This window comes from Oceanisphaera submarina, from assembly GCF_046521305.1.
Lineage (GTDB): Bacteria > Pseudomonadota > Gammaproteobacteria > Enterobacterales > Aeromonadaceae > Oceanimonas > Oceanimonas submarina.
Window position 1 is genome coordinate 50,325 of the sequence record NZ_JBKGFN010000013.1, and the last position, 18,207, is coordinate 68,531.

Genomic DNA, 18,207 nt, shown 5'->3' on the forward strand with positions numbered 1-18,207 from the left:
CTTACAGACCCAGCTTCTTCTCGAGATAATGAATATTGGTGCCGCCGTTGCGGAAATTTTCATCACTCATGATTTCTTTATGCAGCGGTATATTGGTCTTGATGCCTTCTATTACCAGCTCGTTCAGGGCGTGCGTCATGCGGGCGATCGCGATGTCGCGATTTTCGCCGTAGCAGATCAGCTTGCCGATCATGGAGTCGTAGTAGGGCGGAACCTTGTAACCGGCATAAATGTGCGAATCCCAACGCACGCCCAGACCACCCGGAGAATGGAACAGGGTGATTTCGCCCGGGCTCGGGATAAAGCTCTTCGGATCTTCGGCGTTGATCCGGCATTCGATGGCATGGCCGCGAACCGTTACCTGCTCCTGGGTGATAGACAGGGGCTGGCCAGCGGCGATGCGCAGCTGCTCCTTGATCAGATCCACACCGGTGATCATCTCGGTAACCGGATGCTCTACCTGAATACGGGTGTTCATTTCGATGAAATAGAATTCGCCGTTTTCATATAGAAACTCGAAGGTACCGGCACCGCGGTAGCCGATGTCGACACAGGCCTTGCAGCAACGATCGCCGATAAACTTGCGCATTTCGGCGGTAATGCCCGGTGCCGGTGCTTCTTCCACCACCTTCTGGTGGCGACGCTGCATGGAGCAGTCCCGCTCGGCCAGATGAATGGCCTTGCCCTGACCGTCGGCCAGGATCTGGATTTCGATATGGCGCGGGTTTTCCAGGAATTTTTCCATGTACACCATGTCGTTGCCGAAAACGGAACCGGCTTCGGCTTTGGTCATGACGATGGATTTTTCCAGCTCGCTTTCGTTACGCACTACGCGCATGCCGCGACCACCGCCGCCGCCGGCGGCCTTGATGATCACCGGATAACCGATGCGCTTGGCAATGGCGGCGTTTTTCTTGGCGTCGTCACCGATGGGGCCGTCGGAGCCGGGTACGCAGGGTACGCCGGCTTTTTTCATGGCCGAAATGGCACTGACCTTGTCACCCATCAGGCGGATGGTATCACCACGGGGGCCGATGAAGACGAAACCGGACTTCTCGACCTGGTCGGCAAAGTCGGCATTCTCGGCCAGAAAGCCGTAACCCGGGTGAATGGCCACCGCATCGGTCACTTCGGCAGCGGCGATGATGGATGGAATGTTCAGGTATGACTGATGGGACTGGTTGCCACCAATACAGATGGACTCGTCTGCCAGCAGTACATGCTTGAGCTCACGGTCGGCGGTGGAGTGCACCGCCACCGTTTTGATCCCGAGCTCTTTACAGGCGCGCAGGATCCGCAGGGCAATTTCACCGCGGTTGGCGATGACTACTTTATCCAGCATGAGAATTCCTTATTCGATGATGAACAGCGGCTCGTCGAACTCGACCGGCTGGCCGTTGTCGATCAGGATGGCCTTGATCACGCCGGATTTGTCGGCTTCGATCTGGTTCATCATCTTCATGGCTTCAACGATGCACAGGGTGTCACCGACGTTAACGGTCTGGCCCACTTCGGCGAAATTCTTGGCACCGGGGCTGGAGGCGCGGTAGAAGGTACCGACCATGGGGGAACGCATCACATGACCGCTAACGGCCGGAGCGGCGGCTTCTGCAGCGGCGGGTGCCAGCGCGGCAGCCATGGGAGCGGCGGGGGCCGGTGCCGGCGCGGCTTGAATCTGCTGATACTGGGGCTGCATGACCTGGCCGGGGTTACCGTAACGACTGATGCGAACGGACTCTTCACCTTCGGATATTTCCAGCTCGGCGATGCCGGATTCTTCTACCAGTTCGATCAGTTTTTTGATTTTACGAATATCCATGAGCGTTCTCTTGTTATGTTAGTACTGTGCTGAGGGGTTAACGACGGGCCAGATGGCGTGCCGCCGCTTCCAGGGCAAATTCGTAACCATCGGCGCCGAAGCCACAAATCACGCCTGTCGCCTTGTCGGCAAGATAGGAATGATGGCGGAAAGGCTCACGGGCATGCACATTCGACAGATGTACCTCGATAAAGGGGATATTGACCCCCAGCAGGGCATCACGAATGGCAACGCTGGTGTGCGTGAAGGCGGCAGGATTGATAATGATGAAATCCTGCTTGCCATAGGCCTGGTGGATGGCGTCGATCAGTTGATGCTCTGCATTCGATTGCAGGTGACTGAGTTCGATATCGCGCTCGGCTGCCTGTTCGGTCAGGCGGGCAACGATGTCGTTCAGGCTGTTTTGACCATAGATGCCGGGTTCGCGCTGACCCAATAGATTAAGATTGGGTCCGTTCAGCAACAGAATTCGGAATTTATCGGTCATTATGCAGCAATCCTCGGCAATCTTGCGGTGTTCACATCGAGCAACAGGGAGCCTAGCCGTTTTTACCCATTTCTGGCAAATAAAATCGTACGGCTCGACTCAGACCGGTCAATTATAGTGATTTCGTGAAAATTGGCAGCAATTTACTGGTCTAATCACTGATTGCAGGTTAAAGCCCGGTAACCGGTGGCTGAGGGCCGCCGGGAGCCGAGTGCAGAGACGCCATGTAGCGCGGCTCGACGGTTGGTGCGACATTTTCGGTCATTAACATGCATCTTACACGGAGAGGGCCGAGCAGACGACCGCGACAAAAACGCCGCCCGAAGGCGGCGTTTATTTGTCGGGGCTTCCTCGTCAGGCGATGCGGCCGCGTTCTTCGATCAGACGATCGACCACGGCCGGATCGGCCAGGGTGGAGGTATCGCCCAGAGAGCCGGTATCGCCGGTGGCAATCTTGCGCAGTATGCGACGCATGATCTTGCCGGAGCGGGTCTTGGGCAGGCCCTCGGCCCAGTGGATGATGTCCGGAGTGGCGATGGGGCCGATTTCCTTGCGCACCCAGTCTTTCACCTCTTTATGCAGCTCGGCGGAGGGGAGTTCGCCGGCGTTGAGGGTGACATAGGCGTAAATGCCCTGCCCCTTGATGTCGTGCGGCACGCCGACCACCGCCGCCTCGGCGATTTTCGGATGGGCCACCAGGGCCGATTCGATTTCGGCGGTGCCCATGCGGTGACCGGATACGTTGAGCACGTCATCCACCCGGCCGGTGATCCAGTAATAACCGTCTTCGTCACGGCGGGCACCGTCACCACTGAAATAGGTGCCGGGGAAGGTGGAGAAATAGGTCTGCTCGAAGCGGTCGTGATCACCGAAGATGGTGCGCATCTGACCCGGCCAGGAGTCCAGGATCACCAGGTTGCCGTCGGTCACGCCGTCCAGCACAGTGCCTTCACCGTCCACCAGTGCCGGCTGTACGCCGAAGAAGGGGCGGGTGGCAGAGCCGGGTTTGAGATCGGTAGCGCCGGGCAGCGGGGTGATTAGAATGCCGCCGGTCTCGGTCTGCCACCAGGTATCGACGATGGGGCAGCGCTCGTCACCGATCACTCGATAATACCATTCCCAGGCTTCCGGGTTGATGGGCTCGCCCACCGAGCCCAGCACGCGCAGGCTGGCACGGCTGGTATCTTCCACCGCCTCGTCACCCTTGGCCATGAAGGCGCGAATGGCGGTGGGCGCGGTATAAAGAATATTGACCTGATGCTTGTCGACGATCTGCGCCATGCGGTTGGTCTTGGGGTAGTTGGGCACGCCTTCGAACAGCAATGTGGTAGCGCCGTTGGCCAGGGGGCCATAGAGCAGGTAGCTGTGGCCGGTGATCCAGCCCACATCTGCGGTACACCAGTAAACGTCACCCTGGTGGTAGTCGAAGACGTACTTGAAGGTCATGGCCGCATATACCAGGTAGCCGCCGGTGGTGTGCAGTACGCCCTTGGGCGTACCGGTAGAGCCGGAGGTATAGAGGATGAACAGCGGATCTTCGGCGTTCATCTCGGTCGGCGGGCAGTCGGCATCGACCTTGGTGACGGCTTCGTGCCACCAGATGTCGCGGTTTTCGAACCAGGCCACGTCACCACCGGTACGGCGATAGACGATGACCTTGCAGTCCGGGCTGACACCGGGTTTGGTCAGGGCTGTGTCCACGTTGGCCTTGAGTGCCACTTTTCGGCCGCCACGCAGGCCTTCGTCGGCGGTGATCACCACCTTGGCCTCGGAGTCGATGATGCGACTGGCCAGGGCGTCGGGAGAGAAACCACCGAATACCACGGAGTGCACGGCGCCGATGCGGGTACAGGCCAGCATGGCCACGGCGGCTTCCACCACCATGGGCATATAGATGCTGACCACGTCGCCTTTGTTCACGCCCTGGGCTTTCAACACGTTGGCAAAACGGCACACCTGCTCGTGCAGCTCGCGATAGGTGACTTTCTTGTCGTCGTCCGGGCTGTCGCCTTCCCAGATGATGGCGATCTCGTCGGCCCTGGTAGCCAGATGACGGTCGATACAGTTGGCGGACAGGTTAAGAGTACCGTCTTCAAACCACTTGATGCTGATGTGGCCGGGATCGTAAGAGGTGTTCTTCACCTTGGTATAGGGTTTGATCCAGTCGACCTGTTTGCCCTGTTCACCCCAGAACTTATCCGGGTTTTCGATGGACTCCCGATACATACGCTGATAACCCGCATCGTCTATCAGGGCGTGTTCGGCAAACTGTGCCATGACGGGATGAACCTTGACTTCACTCATTATTCCGCTCCTTGGGGTATATCCAATAACCATTGTGTAACAAGGTGACGCAGATGGTCGCCATGCTCAATTAGACTTTCGGCTAGCCATGCCACATTTCTAGCATAATACGGGTAGCCATGTTACCGGTTTGTGTCGCAATACCACGGCGTATCATCGAGATTTATCCGCATTGTAGCTACAGCAAAAACCGTTCGGCGAAATAGATGACGATGAGATAACGCACCGACTTGCCGATGAATACCAGCAGGATGAAAGGCAGCAGGCGCACCTTCATGATACCGGCGATAAAGGTCAGGGCATCGCCCCCCACCGGGGCCCAGGCGAGCAGCAATGACCAGACGCCGAAACGCTGAAACCAGCGCTGGGCCCGCTCCAGTTGCTTGTCCTTGATGGGAAACCAGCGTTTGTGTTTGTAATGCAGCAGGTATTTACCCAGCCACCAGTTGACCACGGAGCCCAGGGTGTTGCCGACGCTGGCCAGGGCCCACAGCAGCACGGCAGCATCGGGTTGGCGGGTCAGCACCGCCGCCAGCACCACCTCGGAATAAAAGGGCGCTATGGTGGCGGCGAGCAGGCTGCTGGCAAAGACAATCAGATAATCAAGCATAAGATCATCAACTATAGAGTCGTTCGGGGCGGGCGGCGCGGGCGAGCCGGACCAGGGTGCGGAAGATGGCACGCTGATGACCGAGGTAGGGCAGGTATTCCGGGTGCCACTGTACCCCCAGCATATAGTGCTCGCCTCGGTTCTCGATGGCCTGCACCAAGCCGTCCAGATCCCGGGCCGCCACCGTCAGGCCGTCGCCGAGTCGGTCCACCGCCTGATGATGCAGGCTGTTGATGCGCCAGCGCGGCCGGCGAATGCTGTCATGCAACCGGCCCTGGCCCCGGCCGATGGCGGTCTTGCGTGGCAAGAGGGTACGGCGGTTGGAGGTATGGTGGCGCAGCGGTCGGATATCCGAATGCAGGGATCCGCCCAGCACCACGTTGATCAACTGGGCGCCGCGGCAGATGCCGAGCAGGGGCAGTTGAGTGTCCAGAGCATGCTCGATCAGCTCGATTTCGAAGGCGTCCCGCTCGGGGTCGGCGGGCGCCCGACCTGTATCTTCACCATAGAGGGCGGCATCGATATCGTCGCCGCCACCGATGATCAGCCCCTGCAGTTTGTCCCGCTTATGGGGGCGGATGGAAGAGGGGGTCAGCCGCAGCGCCCGGCCTCCGGCCAGAAAAATGGCCAGCCTGGTGGCCCACCAGGCCCAGGGGAGTCGGCTGTCGGGGCCGGTCACGCCAATCAGCGGAGCCATGGCGTGACCTTGCTCTTCCAGGGATCGAGAAAATCGGGCGTCAGGCTGTCCAGATGGGCGGCATAGTGTCGACAGAGCTGATCCAGCCGGCGTTCATCGTTGGCCAGCATTTCCACCTGCAGCCAGCCGTTCCAGGCGTGTTGCAACGACCAGCGCTGATTGTCGATGTCGGAGTTGGGCAGCCGGTAATGCAGCGTGGGCCGCTTGTTGACCTTGCCGTCCTTCACCACCTCTTGCACCCGAGCTTCGTCGTGCCAGGCCAGCATGGGAAGCAAGTCCAGCGAGCGGTTGCGGCTGGGGTTGGCAGCCAGGTAGTCTTCGCTGAATTGTGGCAAGTCGGGCCAGTAGTCGAGGTCAATCACCTTGCGGCTGTAGTCTCTGGCAAAGCCACGGATATAGGGCGACAGCGTACGGGCCGCAACTATGTCTTCCCGTTGCTCCAGCCAGTCATGCAGACACAGGTAGGCCTTGAAGTAACGCAGCAGGGTGAGGTTGTCGGTGTCCGGCAGTTCCGGGTTCAGGTGCAGGCCAAAGGCATAGTGCAGGGCGTGACGGGTGCCTTTGGCGCCGTGGGCACGCAGCCGCTCAAACAGTGGTGTCAATTGATCGAGTCGGGAAAGCGGCAAAGGGGGGCTAACCAGCTCCAGCGGCACCAACTGAAAGGCCAGGGCGCCCAGCAACTCGGTGGCGGCCTGCTCCAGCTCGCCCGGCGGCTGCCGGAGCTGAATCCGTGCCAGCCGTTTGAGGTAGTCGAAGTCCAGCTCGGCCCGAAAGGTGCCGAGCGAGGTATCTATTTCAATTTCATATTCAGACCTTTGCCTCAGGCTACCTTCTAGTTGATCGGCTACCAGCCTGGCCAGCCGGGGCAGGGGCAGGCCGTTGAACTCCAGCTCCACGCCGAGACGCCGCTCCTGGCCGGACGCCGTGTATCTGTGTTCGGGTAAGCCGAGTGCCATGGTTGCTCCTGTGGACTAATCAGTCTGGTTCAGCCACCAGTAAAAGATAAAGCCGGCCCAGCTCAGGGCAAGCAGCAACCAGGGCAGCCAGGCCGGGAAACTACTGGGCTCCGGTGCCGTTTCCTGCTCGTCGCTCTGGTTCCGGTCATCGGGCCGCTGCTGGCGAAGCTGCTGTTTTTTGGCCTTGTCGGCGGCGCGCGCCCGGGCCTTGTGCTGCTTCTTGTATTCTTCTATGCCTTTCTGGATACCCTGATTGATCAGCCGGGTCTGCTCCTTGGTCTGCCCCGGACGCTGGGTCGCCCTGGCGATGCGTTCGGCCTCTTCCTGAGTCTCGGGCGAGGGGGCGGCTTTCCGGTGCTTGTTATAAGCCATTATTGGGCCACCATGATTGCGCCACCATCACTGTGCCACATTGTTGAGATAATGAATATCCATGCTGAACATGGCAAGCAACAGGCCGGCGGCGGCGGAATAGAAGCCGAACGAGTCTTTTTTTTCGCAGGCACTCACGAAGGGCGGCAACCAGTCGATCAGTAGTTGATTGGCCAGCTCCCGTTGCTTGTCCAGCAGGGCGATGCGGTCGGTTTCGTTGTCGGCGGCGGCACCGGCCAGGGCGAGAGAGGCCATCATCTCCAGCTGGTTGCAGGCATTGAGCGGGTCGTCGTCTTCCAGGCGGGTGCCGTGCTGATGCAGCAGTGTGCTCATCAGTATCATCGCCTCGTCTTCCGGCTGAGCCAGGGATGCGGTATCGAGCAGCGAGGCAGTGCCAAACAGCCGGTGGTAATGTTCGCTCAATTCGCCCTCGGGCTTACTCAGTTCCAGCACTCGGCCGGCCTGTCGGCGAAAGGCTTCGGCTGCGTCATGCAGTGGATCCAGCGTGGCCAGACTATCGAGGAAGGCATGCATGTCATAACCATCGAACTCGCGTATTTCTTCATCGGTCAGCGGAGCCGCAAACAGGGCGGTAAACCAGTGATAAAGCTCGGCTCGGCGGTGCGAGGTCACCATGAAATCTTGCATATTATCCTCAACGGCGGTTTGGGTGCCGGTCAGCCTTGGGCCGAGGTTCCGGCTAAAAGACTCTATTCTATCGGGTTTAACGGCCAGATCTACCCTGGCCGCCGGTGAAGCGACGGGTATTTAAATGTTGCTTAATATTCAACTTTTTGTAAAATTTTCAACTTAAAGATAAATAAATGTTGTTAACTGGTCTCCCGGGGCTAGGCCGAACCCGGCCTTAAGGGTAAACTCGGGACTTCAGTGAACACCCCCATGTGAGTCAGGAGAAACGGATGTTAAAGCGTGACATGAATATCGCCGATTATGATCCTCAGCTGTGGCAGGCCATCTGTGATGAAACCCAGCGTCAGGAAGAGCATATCGAGCTGATTGCTTCCGAGAACTACACCAGCCCGCGCGTGATGCAGGCTCAGGGTTCCCAGCTGACCAACAAGTATGCCGAAGGTTATCCGGGCAAGCGTTTCTACGGCGGCTGTGAATATGTCGACATCGCCGAAGAGCTGGCTATCGAGCGCGCCAAGCAGCTGTTTGGTGCCACCTATGCCAACGTGCAGCCGCACTCCGGCTCCCAGGCCAACTCCGCCGTCTTCATGGCGCTGGTCAAGCCCGGCGATACCGTCATGGGCATGAACCTGGCACACGGTGGTCACCTGACTCACGGTTCTCCGGCCAACTTCTCCGGCAAGATGTACAACATAGTACCTTACGGCATCAACGAAGCCGGCGTGATCGATTACGAAGAAATGGAGCGCCTGGCGGTCGAGCACAAGCCGAAGATGATCATCGGTGGCTTCTCCGCCTTCTCCGGTATCGTCGACTGGGCGCGCATGCGTGAAATCGCCGACAAGGTCGGTGCCTGGTTCATGGTAGACATGGCCCATGTTGCCGGTCTGATTGCCGCCGGTCACTACCCGAGCCCCATCGCCCACGCCCACGTGGTGACCACCACTACCCACAAGACCCTGGCCGGCCCCCGTGGCGGCCTGGTGCTGTCTGCCGCCAACAACGAAGAACTGGAGAAGAAGCTGAACTCCGCCGTCTTCCCCGGCGGTCAGGGCGGTCCCCTGATGCACGTTATTGCCGCCAAGGCCGTTGCCTTCAAGGAAGCGCTGGAGCCCGAGTTCAAGGAATACCAGGGCCGGGTGCTGAAAAATGCCCAGGCCATGGCCGATGCCTTCCAGCAGCGTGGCTACAAGGTGGTCTCCGGCGGTACTTACAATCACCTGTTCCTGCTCGATCTGATCGACAAGGGCATCACCGGTAAGGAAGCCGACGCCGCTCTGGGTCGCGCCTTCATCACCGTGAACAAGAATGCCGTTCCCAACGATCCGCGCTCTCCGTTCGTGACCTCCGGCATTCGTATCGGTACCCCTGCGGTGACCCGTCGTGGTTTCAATGAAGCCGACGTCCGCGAGCTGGCCGGCTGGATCTGTGATGTGCTGGACGACATCAACGACGAAGCGACCATAGCCCGCGTGAAAGAGCAGGTGCTGGACATCTGCCGTCGCCATCCGGTTTATGCATGATCGCATGACCGCTTGATGAATAAGAAACGGGGTCTTCGGACCCCGTTTTTGTATCCGGAACAAACATTGCTTTAAACGATAAGCTGGCCGGGTGGCTCGCCGGCCCCGTTTTGCTGACAGCTTCACGCTTACAACAGTGTTTCATTCTGGCAATCTGTAGCCTGCTTATTTACACTAACGACCGAATTCAGCCTACGGAGGCGCCATGCACTGTCCCTTCTGTCTCGCAACCGAAACCAAGGTCATCGACTCCCGCTTGGTCGGGGAAGGATTGCAGGTGCGTCGCCGGCGGGAATGCAACGCCTGCAAGGAGCGCTTCACCACTTTCGAAAGCGCCGAGCTGGTGATGCCACGGGTGATCAAGACCACCGGCATTCGCGAGCCCTTCAACGAAGACAAGCTGGAAGCCGGCATGCAGCGGGCGCTGGAAAAACGTCCGGTCAGTACCGAGTCCATCGAGCAGTCGGTCAGCCGCATCATGTCTCAGCTGCGTGCTACCGGCGAGCGGGAAGTCAAATCCGAACATATCGGCAACCTGGTGATGGAAGAGCTCAAGCAGCTCGACAAGGTCGCCTATATCCGTTTCGCCTCCGTGTATCGTTGTTTCGAAGACTTGCGCCAATTCGGCGAAGAAATAGCCCGACTGGAGCAATGAGTGTTTAATTCCGAAGATGCGCGCTGGATGGCCAGGGCGCTAGAACTCGCCCGTTGCGGGCGTTTTACTACCAGCCCCAACCCGTCGGTAGGTTGTGTCATAGTGCGTAACGGCACCCTGGTGGGCGAAGGCTATCACCAGCAGGCCGGCGGCCCCCATGCCGAGGTGTTTGCCCTGCGACGGGCAGGCAGCAAGGCTCGTGGCGCCACCGCCTATGTAACGCTCGAACCCTGCTCCCATCATGGTCGTACTCCGCCCTGTGCCCAGGGACTGATTGACGCCGGTGTGGCCAGAGTGGTGGCGGCCTCGGTTGATCCCAACCCGCAGGTGGCGGGCCGAGGCTTGGCCATGCTGCAGTCGGCGGGCATTAGCGCCGAGGCGGGACTGATGAGCGAGGCGGCCGAGGCGGTCAATACCGGATTCATGCATCGTATGCGCACCGGCCTGCCCCTTGTTACCGTCAAGCTGGCGGCCAGCCTGGATGGCCGTACTGCGCTTGCCAATGGTGAAAGCAAGTGGATTACCGGCCCCGCCGCCCGCCGGGACGTACAGCGTCATCGTGCCCTGAGCTGTGCCATTCTGTCCGGTGCCGATACGGTACTGACCGACGACGCCGGCCTCAATGTACGCTGGAGCGAGCTGCCCGCATCGATACAGACCGAATATGAGCAGGACCGGCTGCGCCAGCCGCTGCGGGTCATTATCGACACCCGTAACCGTCTGCATCCGGGCCTGAAACTGTTTGGTCTGCCCGGACCTATATTGCTGTTGCGCGGCAGGGCAAGCGGTGGCTTCGGCGACCAGGTGGAAGAATGCGTATTGCCGCTGGCAGACAACGGCCGGCTCGACCTGCCGCTGTTGCTGGCCGAGCTGGGCCGTCGGCAGATCAATCATCTGTGGGTCGAGGCGGGGGCTCGTCTCTGTGGCGCCTTGCTGAGGGCGGCACTGGTGGACGAGCTGGTGTTGTATCAGGCGCCCAGTCTGATGGGCAGCGGTGCCCGCGGGCTGTTCGACTTGCCCGAACTGACCGCCATGGACCAGGTGCCGCAACTGGAGTGGCGAGACTGCCGCCGGGTCGGCACCGATCTTAAATTGACAGCAAGGGTAATAAACTGATGTTTACCGGAATAGTGGAAGCCACCGGCGTACTGGCCGATATTCGCCGACAGGGTAATGAGTCGGTTATTCGCATTCATTGTCCCCGGCTGGACTTGTCGGATGTGAAACTGGGTGACTCCATTGCCACCAACGGCGTTTGCCTGACCGTGACCGAGCTGGGCGCGGATTATTATTGTGCCGACGTGTCCGGCGAAACCATAGATCGTACCGGCTTTGCCGGCTATCGCACCGGCCAGGCGGTCAATCTGGAAAAAGCCCTGCTGGCCACCGGTCGGCTGGGCGGCCACATGGTGTCCGGTCATGTGGACGGTGTCGGCCATATTCGCCGCCGCACCGCGCTCGGCAACAGCGTGGAGCTGTGGGTCGAGGCCCCGGCGGAGCTGGCCCGTTATATCGCCGAAAAAGGCTCCATTACCGTGGACGGCATCAGCCTCACGGTCAACGACGTGGAAGGGGCGGCGTTCAAACTGACCCTGGTACCTCATACATTACAGGAAACCACCCTCGACGACTGGCGGCCCGGCCGCCAGGTAAATCTTGAGGTGGATATTATTGCCCGCTATCTTGAACGTCTGCTGACCGCTGCGTCCGAGCCACAACAGGGCGGACTGACGCTGGCGACCCTGGCCGCCAGCGGTTTTATGAAATAAGAAGGGAGAATCCCATGGCTTTAAGTAGTACCCAGGAAATCATCGACGATATCCGTCAGGGCAAAATGGTCATTCTGATGGATGATGAAGACCGGGAAAACGAAGGTGATCTCATCATGGCTTCCGAGCATGTGCGGCCGGAAGACATCAACTTCATGGCCAAATATGGTCGGGGCCTGATTTGCCTGACACTGACCGAAGCCCGTTGCCGTCAGCTGGATATTCCCCAGATGGTCAGCCGTAACACAGAGCAGTTTTCCACCGCCTTCACCGTGTCCATCGAAGCCGCCGAAGGGGTGACCACCGGCATTTCCGCCGCCGATCGCGCCCATACGGTACAGACGGCCGTGGCCAAGGATGCCAAGCCGTCCGATCTGGTGCAGCCGGGGCATATCTTTCCGCTCAAGGCCCAGAACGGTGGTGTGCTGACCCGCGCCGGTCATACCGAAGCGGGCTGTGATCTGGCTCGACTGGCCGGACTCGAGCCTTCGTCGGTGATCGTCGAGATCCTCAACGAAGACGGCACCATGGCCCGGCGCCCGGATCTGGAAGTCTTTGCCCAGGAGCACGGTATCAAGCTCGGCACCATCGCCGATCTGATCGAATACCGTAACCAGAACGAAACCACCATAGAGCAGGTAGCCCGTTGTAGCCTGCCCACTGAGTACGGTGATTTCGAGCTGGTGACCTTTCGTGACACCATCGACAATCAGGTGCATTTCGCCCTGAGAAAAGGCGAAATCAAGCCCGAGGTGCCGGCGCTGGTACGGGTGCATATTCACGACATGTTTACCGATGTGCTGATGACAGATCGTCACTCGGCGCGTACCTGGCCGCTGGGCAAGTCGATGGCCCGCATCGCCGACGAAGGCGGTGTGCTGGTGATCCTCGGTCGGGAAGAAACACCGGACCACCTGTTGTCGCTAGTGCGCCAGTTCGAGGCAGTGGATCGTGGCGAGCGCCCGGAAGGCGCCAAGCGCCAGGGCACTTCCCGCCGGGTCGGCGTCGGCTCGCAGATACTGCAGGCCATGGGTGTGGGCAAGATGAAGCTGCTCAGCTCACCCAGGCGCTACCATGCATTGTCCGGCTTCGGCCTGGAAGTGGTCGACTACATCATCGACTGATGATCAGGGACAAAAGACCCTGGATAACCGGCTTGAAAGCCCGCGACAGCGGGCTTTTTCGTATTCGACGATTGAGTTTTGCCGCGTGAGCGTCAACAATGACTCCCTTCTCTTATCACGGCAGCATACGGGGTTATAACCGATGGCAATACGACTGGGACCGAGCGATTTTATCGACATGCCCTGGAAAAACGGTGGTGGCGTCACCCGGGAGCTGTATCGGCTGCCGAGCGAGCAGGGGGCCGACTTCGGCCTGCGGGTGTCGATGGCCCGGGTGGGGCAAAGCGGCCCCTTTTCTTTCTTTCCCGGCATCGACCGTATCCTGATGCTGGTAGACGGCGCCGGCTTCGAGCTGGACATGAACGGTAGCCAACAAATCATGGATACCCCCTTCGTGCCGCTGGCCTTTGCCGGCGAAGAAGCGGTGAACTGCCGACTGCTGGGCGGCGAGTGTCTGGACTTCAATGTGATGACCGACCGTCGCTGGGGGCGCGTCGGGGTGCAGGTGCATGAGTTGGCGCCGGGGCAGATTTATCGTTGCAACAGCGTGACACCACGTTTGTTGTATCGTCACTCGACCGGCGAGAACGCCGAGCCCGAGTTGTGGGTGCTGGCACCGGGCGACCGCCTGGATCTGGCTGCCGACGAGCAGGGTGCCATCTTGGTCGATATCACCCTTTACCCTCTGAGCGGAGTCTGAGATGACAACACTGAATTTTATTGTGCGAGACACGGTACCGACCCCGGACGCCTGTGTGATCTGGCTGCATGGCCTGGGTGCCGACGGTCACGACTTCGAGCCGATTGTGCCCGAGCTGAACTTGCCTGAAGGCAGCGCCATCCGTTTTATCTTCCCTCATGCCCCCAAAATCCCGGTGACCATCAACGGCGGGCTGCCGATGCCGGCCTGGTACGACATTCTGGCCATGAGCCTGGAGCGGGAAGTGGATGAGCCGCAGTTACGGGGCTCGGCCCTGGCGATACAGGCACTGATCGAACAGCAGACGGCCCAGGGCATCGACAGCCGCCGCATCGTGCTGGCCGGTTTTTCCCAGGGGGGCGCCGTGGCCTATGAGGCGGCATTAAGCTATCACCGGCCGCTGGCCGGTTTGATTGCCATGTCCACCTACCTCGCCACCGCCGACAGCCTGCAGCGCCATGAGGCCAACCAGTATCTGCCGGTGCAGATTCTGCACGGCAGCCGGGATGGCGTGGTGCCGGAACTGCTGGGCGAGCGAGCCTGTCAGCAGTTGCAGCAATGGGGTTTTGTGCCCGAATACCACGGCTATCCGATGGAGCACAGCGTGTGCGCCGCCGAAATTGCCGATATCTCCCGCTTCCTGTGCCATTGTCTGCAGTTGCAGGACTGATGGCCGGCGTTAATCAAGAGCTGATTTTTAATCGTATTATCAAGGAAACAAGATGAACCTGAATGAACTGCAGCAGCAATTGGACAACCACCCCGAGATCATCGAATTTGCCGACACCATGGCGGTGATCGAGAGCCTGTACGACTTTACCCCCACCGGCTTCACCAACGGTGAAGTACGTAACGAGGCCGGGCAGAACAACGGCTCCTGCAAGCTGTTCGCCTTCGCCAGGCTGCAGGGCTTCAACCAGCAGCAGACCCTGGCCTGTTTCGGCGCCTTCTATCGGGATGATGTACTGGGCAATCCGGGTGGACAGGATCATCAGAATATCCGTAACTTCATCAACAGTGGCTGGGGTGGTATCGAGTTTGCCGGTCAGCCGTTAACGCCTAAAGCCTGATAACTCCCGAGCACAAAAGGATACTGCCATGGCCGCTGCCAGCTTGTTGACCCTGATTGATGATATCGCCACCCTGCTGGATGATGTATCGCTGATGACCAAGGTGGCGGCCAAGAAAACAGCCGGCGTGCTGGGAGACGATCTGGCGCTCAACGCCCAGCAGGTCTCGGGGGTACGGGCCGAGCGCGAGATACCGGTGGTATGGGCCGTGGCCAGGGGATCGCTGCGCAACAAGCTGATTCTGGTGCCGGCGGCGCTGTTGATCAGCGCGCTGGCGCCCTGGCTCATCATTCCCTTGCTGATGCTGGGCGGCGCTTTTCTCTGCTTCGAGGGCGTGGAAAAGCTGGTGCATTCCTTTCTGCACAGGGCGAGTGACGAACATCGTCATCTGGTCGGGATCCAGCAAATGGAAAAGCAGGGGACGGTGGATCTGGTGGCGCTGGAGCGAGACAAGATCAAGGGGGCGATTCGTACCGATTTTATTCTGTCGGCCGAGATCATCGTCATCACCCTGGGCACGGTAGCCGGCGCCGGTTTCGGATTGCAGGTGGCGGTGCTGACGGGTATCGCCCTGCTGATGACGGTTGGGGTTTACGGTCTGGTGGCGGGTATCGTCAAGCTGGACGATCTGGGTCTTTACCTGAGCCAGAAAACCGGTTTGTTGCAGCTGCTGGGCCGGACCTTGCTGTCGGCCTGCCCCTATCTGATGAAAGGCCTGTCGGTGGTGGGCACCGCCGCCATGTTTCTGGTGGGGGGCGGCATCCTGGTGCACGGCATCCCCGGCGCCGAGACCCAGATCCAAGACTGGACCCAGGGGCTGTCGTTACTGGGCGGGTCGCTGTCCTGGCTGGCGCCGATGCTGCTGAACGGCATCGTCGGTATTCTGGCGGGCATTCTGGTACTGCTGCTGGTAAAAGGGGCCGGCCGGCTGAAGCGCGCTTGAATCCGGGCCCCGCCGCCAGCTTCGCTTATCTCTTAGCTCCCACATTTAACGCCTGGCGGCTGCGATACCAGGCCAGCAGGTTGCGACTGCGATAGCTGAGTAAGGCCAGCAGGATCAGCACACAGCCAAACACCTTCTCTATCGGCATCGGCTCCTGATACCAGAACACGCTGATCAGCACCGTCCATATGGGCTCCAGCATCATGATAAGTGCCGCATTGGCCACGTTACTGTATTTTTGTCCGGTGCTCTGGCAGACGAATCGAAGCGAGGTGGCCAGCAGCACGCTGGCGGCAAACCATCCCCATATTTCGGGCTCGATAACCTCGGGCCACTGTTCGAACAGGACGGAATAACCAAGATGCATGACGCCGGTTACCGCCAGCTGTACGCAGGTGAGCGCCATGGGATCTATGCGTCGGGAAAAGCGGCTGTTCAGGTTGAAATACAGGGCCAGCGACAGAGAGGCCAGCAAAAACAATAACTGGCTAAGAGACAGACTCAGACCCGAGCCCATGGTCAGCAGAAACAGACCGGCGATGGCAATGGGCAAGGCCAGCCAGAACTGCCGGTTTGGCCGCTCCCTGAAGATCAACCAGGCCAGGGGGGGCACCATCAGCATGGCCAGGCTCATGATAAAGGCGCCTTCCCCGATGCCCTCGCTGTGGGAGATAGCCTGAATCCAGAATATCAGGTTAAGGGTCATCACCAGGCCGATGGCGGCAGCCTTGAGCAAAAGCCCTGTGGAAGTCTGGCGCAACTGACGATAGCAAAACGGCAGCAGCAGCAGGGCTGCCAGCACAAAGCGCCAGCCCACAAAGCCGGCGGGGGGCAGGCCGGCGATCGCCTCCTTGGAAAACAGCCAGCCGGCAGACGCCAGCAGAGTCGCCGTTAAAATAAACAGATCGCCGCGCCGTTCTGGCAGCATAAATAGCCCTCGTCATGTTCTGGTAAAAGCGGGTAAGGCAGGCCGGTATGCCGGATGAAGTACGCGGTTCCATAGCAGGGATGATGGATACGGCCGGCAGTGCCCTACTTTATGCTATTTCACTCTATTTGCACACAGAGCCGTCAGGTCCTGTGATGCTGGCGACACTAATGGGCTTTATTGGCGAAGCTGCTTTCATCTGCATAAGCTTTCTGGACTCATGACGATGAGAAGGAAGCAGTGATGGCCGAGCAGACGGAAGCCGGGAGCGGGGCGGCCACGCCGCAGGATGTGCCGCAACACATCGATGTGGACCCGGGGGTGATACTGGAACGCCTCGATACCTGGCTGGATGGCGGCATTCGCCTGCTGCCGAACATCTTGCTGGCCCTGGTGGTGCTGACCCTGTTTTATGGTCTTGGCGCCCTGAGTCGGCGACTGATACGGCGCCAGGGATATCACAGGGGATGGGAGAAACCAGGTTCTGTCTGTTGCGCGATCAAACCGTGGTTGCCGAGGGGGAACGCAAGACGCCATCAGCGGACAAGACATCCTCCAGGAAGCCGAGCGAGGAGTAGGGGGATTCTCAGTGAAATGCTCGTGTCAACTTCCTCCCGGTGTTTGGGCTTTTGTCACCCTCTGGTTGTGCTAGAATGTGCGCACTTTTGTCCAAACAGGGATTTCCATGAAGGTAATCGAAGGGCTGATGGCCACTCCCGAGGCCAAGGTGGCGATCGTCGTCGCCCGTTTCAACAGCTTTATCAACGACAGCCTGGTGGCTGGAGCGCTGGATGTGCTCAAGCGCCAGGGTCAGGTAAAAGATGACAACATCACGCTGGTACGAGTACCGGGTGCCATAGAAATGCCGCTGGTGTGTAAAAAGCTCGCCAAAAGCGGGAACTATGATGCCATCGTTGCTCTGGGCTGCGTGATCCGCGGTGGTACCTACCACTTCGACCTGGTCGCCAATGAAAACAGCAAGGGCATGGCCAGCGTGATGATGGACTTCGAAGTGCCGATTGCCTTCGGAGTTCTGACCACCGAAAGCATAGAACAAGCCATCGAGCGTGCTGGCACCAAGGCGGGTAACAAGGGCGCGGAAGCTGCCCTCAGCGCACTTGAAATGATTAACGTCCTGCAAGCGCTGGACTAAGAGGAGTACTGCATTGAAACCGTCTGAACGCCGTAAGGCCCGCCGTCTCGCTACCCAGGCTATTTATCAGTGGCAAATGACCAAGGATAACGTGGCCGACATTGCCCAGCAGTTTGCGCTGGAACAGGACACCAAAGGGGTGGATCTGGATTATTTCCGAGATCTGCTGTTTGGGGTCTCGGTTCATGTCAAAGAGCTGGATGCGGTGTTTTCACCTTATCTGTCGCGCCCGCTGGCCGAGCTGGATATGGTGGATAAGGCGGTGCTGCGGTTGGCCACCTATGAGCTGACCCGGCGTGAGGATGTACCTTATCGGGTGGTGATCAATGAGGCCATTGAACTGGCCAAGGCCTTTGCCGCCGATGAAAGCCATCGGTTCGTCAATGGTGTACTCGATAAAGTCATCAAGCAGTTGAAAAAATAACAATAAGCACGGGAAAAAAGCC

At 59.3% G+C, this 18,207-nt stretch carries 21 protein-coding genes; 11 read left to right on the forward strand and 10 right to left on the reverse strand.

Annotated features, from left to right (window positions below; genetic code table 11):
• Position 1 precedes the first annotated feature (1 nt).
• The 9 genes from accC to ACLEIV_RS13085 all read right to left on the reverse strand — a co-directional run bounded on the left by accC (position 2) and on the right by ACLEIV_RS13085 (position 7,893).
• Positions 2 to 1,342, reverse strand: coding sequence for an acetyl-CoA carboxylase biotin carboxylase subunit (gene accC, locus ACLEIV_RS13045; protein WP_410457073.1), 1,341 nt, complete (start codon positions 1,340 to 1,342; stop codon positions 2 to 4).
• Positions 1,343 to 1,351: 9 nt separating this feature from the next.
• Positions 1,352 to 1,819 carry an acetyl-CoA carboxylase biotin carboxyl carrier protein gene (gene accB, locus ACLEIV_RS13050; RefSeq protein WP_410457074.1) on the reverse strand — a complete coding sequence of 156 codons (468 nt, stop codon included), beginning with the start codon at positions 1,817 to 1,819 and terminating at the stop codon, positions 1,352 to 1,354.
• Positions 1,820 to 1,856: 37 nt separating this feature from the next.
• On the reverse strand, positions 1,857 to 2,306 hold the full coding sequence (aroQ, locus tag ACLEIV_RS13055) for a type II 3-dehydroquinate dehydratase (protein ID WP_410457075.1): 450 nt from the start codon (positions 2,304 to 2,306) through the stop codon (positions 1,857 to 1,859).
• Positions 2,307 to 2,660: 354 nt separating this feature from the next.
• Entirely contained in the window at positions 2,661 to 4,610 is a 1,950-nt protein-coding gene (gene acs / locus ACLEIV_RS13060; protein ID WP_410457076.1) for an acetate--CoA ligase, read from the reverse strand.
• A gap of 178 nt (positions 4,611 to 4,788) precedes the next feature.
• Complete coding sequence (locus tag ACLEIV_RS13065; protein WP_410457077.1) at positions 4,789 to 5,220, reverse strand: YqaA family protein; 432 nt, start codon at positions 5,218 to 5,220, stop codon at positions 4,789 to 4,791.
• 7 nt (positions 5,221 to 5,227) lie between these two features.
• The gene (locus ACLEIV_RS13070) at positions 5,228 to 5,917 is read right to left on the reverse strand and encodes a gamma-glutamyl-gamma-aminobutyrate hydrolase family protein (protein ID WP_410457078.1); all 690 of its coding nucleotides are present in this window, start codon (positions 5,915 to 5,917) and stop codon (positions 5,228 to 5,230) included.
• Complete coding sequence (locus ACLEIV_RS13075; RefSeq protein WP_410457079.1) at positions 5,905 to 6,873, reverse strand: amidoligase family protein; 969 nt, start codon at positions 6,871 to 6,873, stop codon at positions 5,905 to 5,907. The genes ACLEIV_RS13070 and ACLEIV_RS13075 overlap by 13 nt, the downstream gene beginning before the upstream one ends.
• A 15-nt stretch (positions 6,874 to 6,888) precedes the next feature.
• Positions 6,889 to 7,245 carry a DUF2956 family protein gene (locus ACLEIV_RS13080; RefSeq protein ID WP_410457080.1) on the reverse strand — a complete coding sequence of 119 codons (357 nt, stop codon included), beginning with the start codon at positions 7,243 to 7,245 and terminating at the stop codon, positions 6,889 to 6,891.
• Between the two features lie 27 nt (positions 7,246 to 7,272).
• Entirely contained in the window at positions 7,273 to 7,893 is a 621-nt protein-coding gene (locus ACLEIV_RS13085; RefSeq protein WP_410457081.1) for a molecular chaperone TorD family protein, read from the reverse strand.
• 272 nt (positions 7,894 to 8,165) lie between these two features.
• On the opposite strand from ACLEIV_RS13085, the gene glyA reads away from it, so the two are divergent.
• The 9 genes from glyA to ACLEIV_RS13130 all read left to right on the forward strand — a co-directional run bounded on the left by glyA (position 8,166) and on the right by ACLEIV_RS13130 (position 15,680).
• Positions 8,166 to 9,419: a serine hydroxymethyltransferase gene (glyA, locus tag ACLEIV_RS13090; protein ID WP_410457082.1), complete on the forward strand. Its 1,254-nt coding sequence runs from the start codon at positions 8,166 to 8,168 to the stop codon at positions 9,417 to 9,419.
• Between the two features lie 205 nt (positions 9,420 to 9,624).
• The gene (nrdR, locus tag ACLEIV_RS13095; protein ID WP_410457083.1) at positions 9,625 to 10,074 is read left to right on the forward strand and encodes a transcriptional regulator NrdR; all 450 of its coding nucleotides are present in this window, start codon (positions 9,625 to 9,627) and stop codon (positions 10,072 to 10,074) included.
• The gene (gene ribD / locus ACLEIV_RS13100) at positions 10,075 to 11,190 is read left to right on the forward strand and encodes a bifunctional diaminohydroxyphosphoribosylaminopyrimidine deaminase/5-amino-6-(5-phosphoribosylamino)uracil reductase RibD (RefSeq protein ID WP_410457084.1); all 1,116 of its coding nucleotides are present in this window, start codon (positions 10,075 to 10,077) and stop codon (positions 11,188 to 11,190) included.
• Positions 11,190 to 11,843: a riboflavin synthase gene (locus ACLEIV_RS13105; RefSeq protein ID WP_410457085.1), complete on the forward strand. Its 654-nt coding sequence runs from the start codon at positions 11,190 to 11,192 to the stop codon at positions 11,841 to 11,843. Before ribD ends, ACLEIV_RS13105 begins: the two co-directional genes overlap by 1 nt.
• 14 nt (positions 11,844 to 11,857) lie before the next feature.
• Positions 11,858 to 12,967, forward strand: coding sequence for a bifunctional 3,4-dihydroxy-2-butanone-4-phosphate synthase/GTP cyclohydrolase II (gene ribBA / locus ACLEIV_RS13110; protein ID WP_410457086.1), 1,110 nt, complete (start codon positions 11,858 to 11,860; stop codon positions 12,965 to 12,967).
• Positions 12,968 to 13,109: 142 nt separating this feature from the next.
• Entirely contained in the window at positions 13,110 to 13,667 is a 558-nt protein-coding gene (locus ACLEIV_RS13115; RefSeq protein WP_410457087.1) for a HutD/Ves family protein, read from the forward strand.
• 1 nt (position 13,668) lies between these two features.
• Positions 13,669 to 14,337, forward strand: coding sequence for an alpha/beta hydrolase (locus tag ACLEIV_RS13120; RefSeq protein ID WP_410457088.1), 669 nt, complete (start codon positions 13,669 to 13,671; stop codon positions 14,335 to 14,337).
• Between the two features lie 52 nt (positions 14,338 to 14,389).
• Positions 14,390 to 14,737, forward strand: a complete 348-nt coding sequence (locus ACLEIV_RS13125; RefSeq protein ID WP_410457089.1) for a HopJ type III effector protein — start codon at positions 14,390 to 14,392, stop codon at positions 14,735 to 14,737.
• Positions 14,738 to 14,765: 28 nt separating this feature from the next.
• The gene (locus ACLEIV_RS13130; RefSeq protein WP_410457090.1) at positions 14,766 to 15,680 is read left to right on the forward strand and encodes a DUF808 domain-containing protein; all 915 of its coding nucleotides are present in this window, start codon (positions 14,766 to 14,768) and stop codon (positions 15,678 to 15,680) included.
• 25 nt (positions 15,681 to 15,705) lie between these two features.
• Here the strand turns inward: ACLEIV_RS13130 and ACLEIV_RS13135 are convergent, their stop codons facing one another.
• Positions 15,706 to 16,608 (reverse strand): DMT family transporter, encoded by a 903-nt coding sequence (locus ACLEIV_RS13135; RefSeq protein ID WP_410457091.1) that lies wholly within the window; start codon positions 16,606 to 16,608, stop codon positions 15,706 to 15,708.
• Between the two features lie 685 nt (positions 16,609 to 17,293).
• Here ACLEIV_RS13135 and ribH point away from each other — a divergent pair.
• Both ribH and nusB read left to right on the forward strand, forming a co-directional pair.
• Positions 17,294 to 17,761: a 6,7-dimethyl-8-ribityllumazine synthase gene (gene ribH / locus ACLEIV_RS13140; protein ID WP_477529391.1), complete on the forward strand. Its 468-nt coding sequence runs from the start codon at positions 17,294 to 17,296 to the stop codon at positions 17,759 to 17,761.
• Between the two features lie 13 nt (positions 17,762 to 17,774).
• The gene (nusB, locus tag ACLEIV_RS13145; protein WP_344964814.1) at positions 17,775 to 18,185 is read left to right on the forward strand and encodes a transcription antitermination factor NusB; all 411 of its coding nucleotides are present in this window, start codon (positions 17,775 to 17,777) and stop codon (positions 18,183 to 18,185) included.
• The last annotated feature ends 22 nt before the right edge of the window (positions 18,186 to 18,207 follow it).

Excerpts from the sequence above, each read along its gene's own strand:
- accC (WP_410457073.1), bottom strand. The coding sequence starts at position 1,342 with ATGCTGGATAAAGTAGTCATCGCCAACCGCGGTGAAATTGCCCTGCGG.
- accB (WP_410457074.1), bottom strand. The coding sequence starts at position 1,819 with ATGGATATTCGTAAAATCAAAAAACTGATCGAACTGGTAGAAGAATCC.
- aroQ (WP_410457075.1), bottom strand. The coding sequence starts at position 2,306 with ATGACCGATAAATTCCGAATTCTGTTGCTGAACGGACCCAATCTTAAT.
- acs (WP_410457076.1), bottom strand. The coding sequence starts at position 4,610 with ATGAGTGAAGTCAAGGTTCATCCCGTCATGGCACAGTTTGCCGAACAC.
- ACLEIV_RS13065 (WP_410457077.1), bottom strand. The coding sequence starts at position 5,220 with ATGCTTGATTATCTGATTGTCTTTGCCAGCAGCCTGCTCGCCGCCACC.
- ACLEIV_RS13070 (WP_410457078.1), bottom strand. The coding sequence starts at position 5,917 with ATGGCTCCGCTGATTGGCGTGACCGGCCCCGACAGCCGACTCCCCTGG.
- ACLEIV_RS13075 (WP_410457079.1), bottom strand. The coding sequence starts at position 6,873 with ATGGCACTCGGCTTACCCGAACACAGATACACGGCGTCCGGCCAGGAG.
- ACLEIV_RS13080 (WP_410457080.1), bottom strand. The coding sequence starts at position 7,245 with ATGGCTTATAACAAGCACCGGAAAGCCGCCCCCTCGCCCGAGACTCAG.
- ACLEIV_RS13085 (WP_410457081.1), bottom strand. The coding sequence starts at position 7,893 with ATGCAAGATTTCATGGTGACCTCGCACCGCCGAGCCGAGCTTTATCAC.
- glyA (WP_410457082.1), top strand. The coding sequence starts at position 8,166 with ATGTTAAAGCGTGACATGAATATCGCCGATTATGATCCTCAGCTGTGG.
- nrdR (WP_410457083.1), top strand. The coding sequence starts at position 9,625 with ATGCACTGTCCCTTCTGTCTCGCAACCGAAACCAAGGTCATCGACTCC.
- ACLEIV_RS13105 (WP_410457085.1), top strand. The coding sequence starts at position 11,190 with ATGTTTACCGGAATAGTGGAAGCCACCGGCGTACTGGCCGATATTCGC.
- ribBA (WP_410457086.1), top strand. The coding sequence starts at position 11,858 with ATGGCTTTAAGTAGTACCCAGGAAATCATCGACGATATCCGTCAGGGC.
- ACLEIV_RS13115 (WP_410457087.1), top strand. The coding sequence starts at position 13,110 with ATGGCAATACGACTGGGACCGAGCGATTTTATCGACATGCCCTGGAAA.
- ACLEIV_RS13120 (WP_410457088.1), top strand. The coding sequence starts at position 13,669 with ATGACAACACTGAATTTTATTGTGCGAGACACGGTACCGACCCCGGAC.
- ACLEIV_RS13125 (WP_410457089.1), top strand. The coding sequence starts at position 14,390 with ATGAACCTGAATGAACTGCAGCAGCAATTGGACAACCACCCCGAGATC.
- ACLEIV_RS13130 (WP_410457090.1), top strand. The coding sequence starts at position 14,766 with ATGGCCGCTGCCAGCTTGTTGACCCTGATTGATGATATCGCCACCCTG.
- ACLEIV_RS13135 (WP_410457091.1), bottom strand. The coding sequence starts at position 16,608 with ATGCTGCCAGAACGGCGCGGCGATCTGTTTATTTTAACGGCGACTCTG.
- ribH (WP_477529391.1), top strand. The coding sequence starts at position 17,294 with ATGAAGGTAATCGAAGGGCTGATGGCCACTCCCGAGGCCAAGGTGGCG.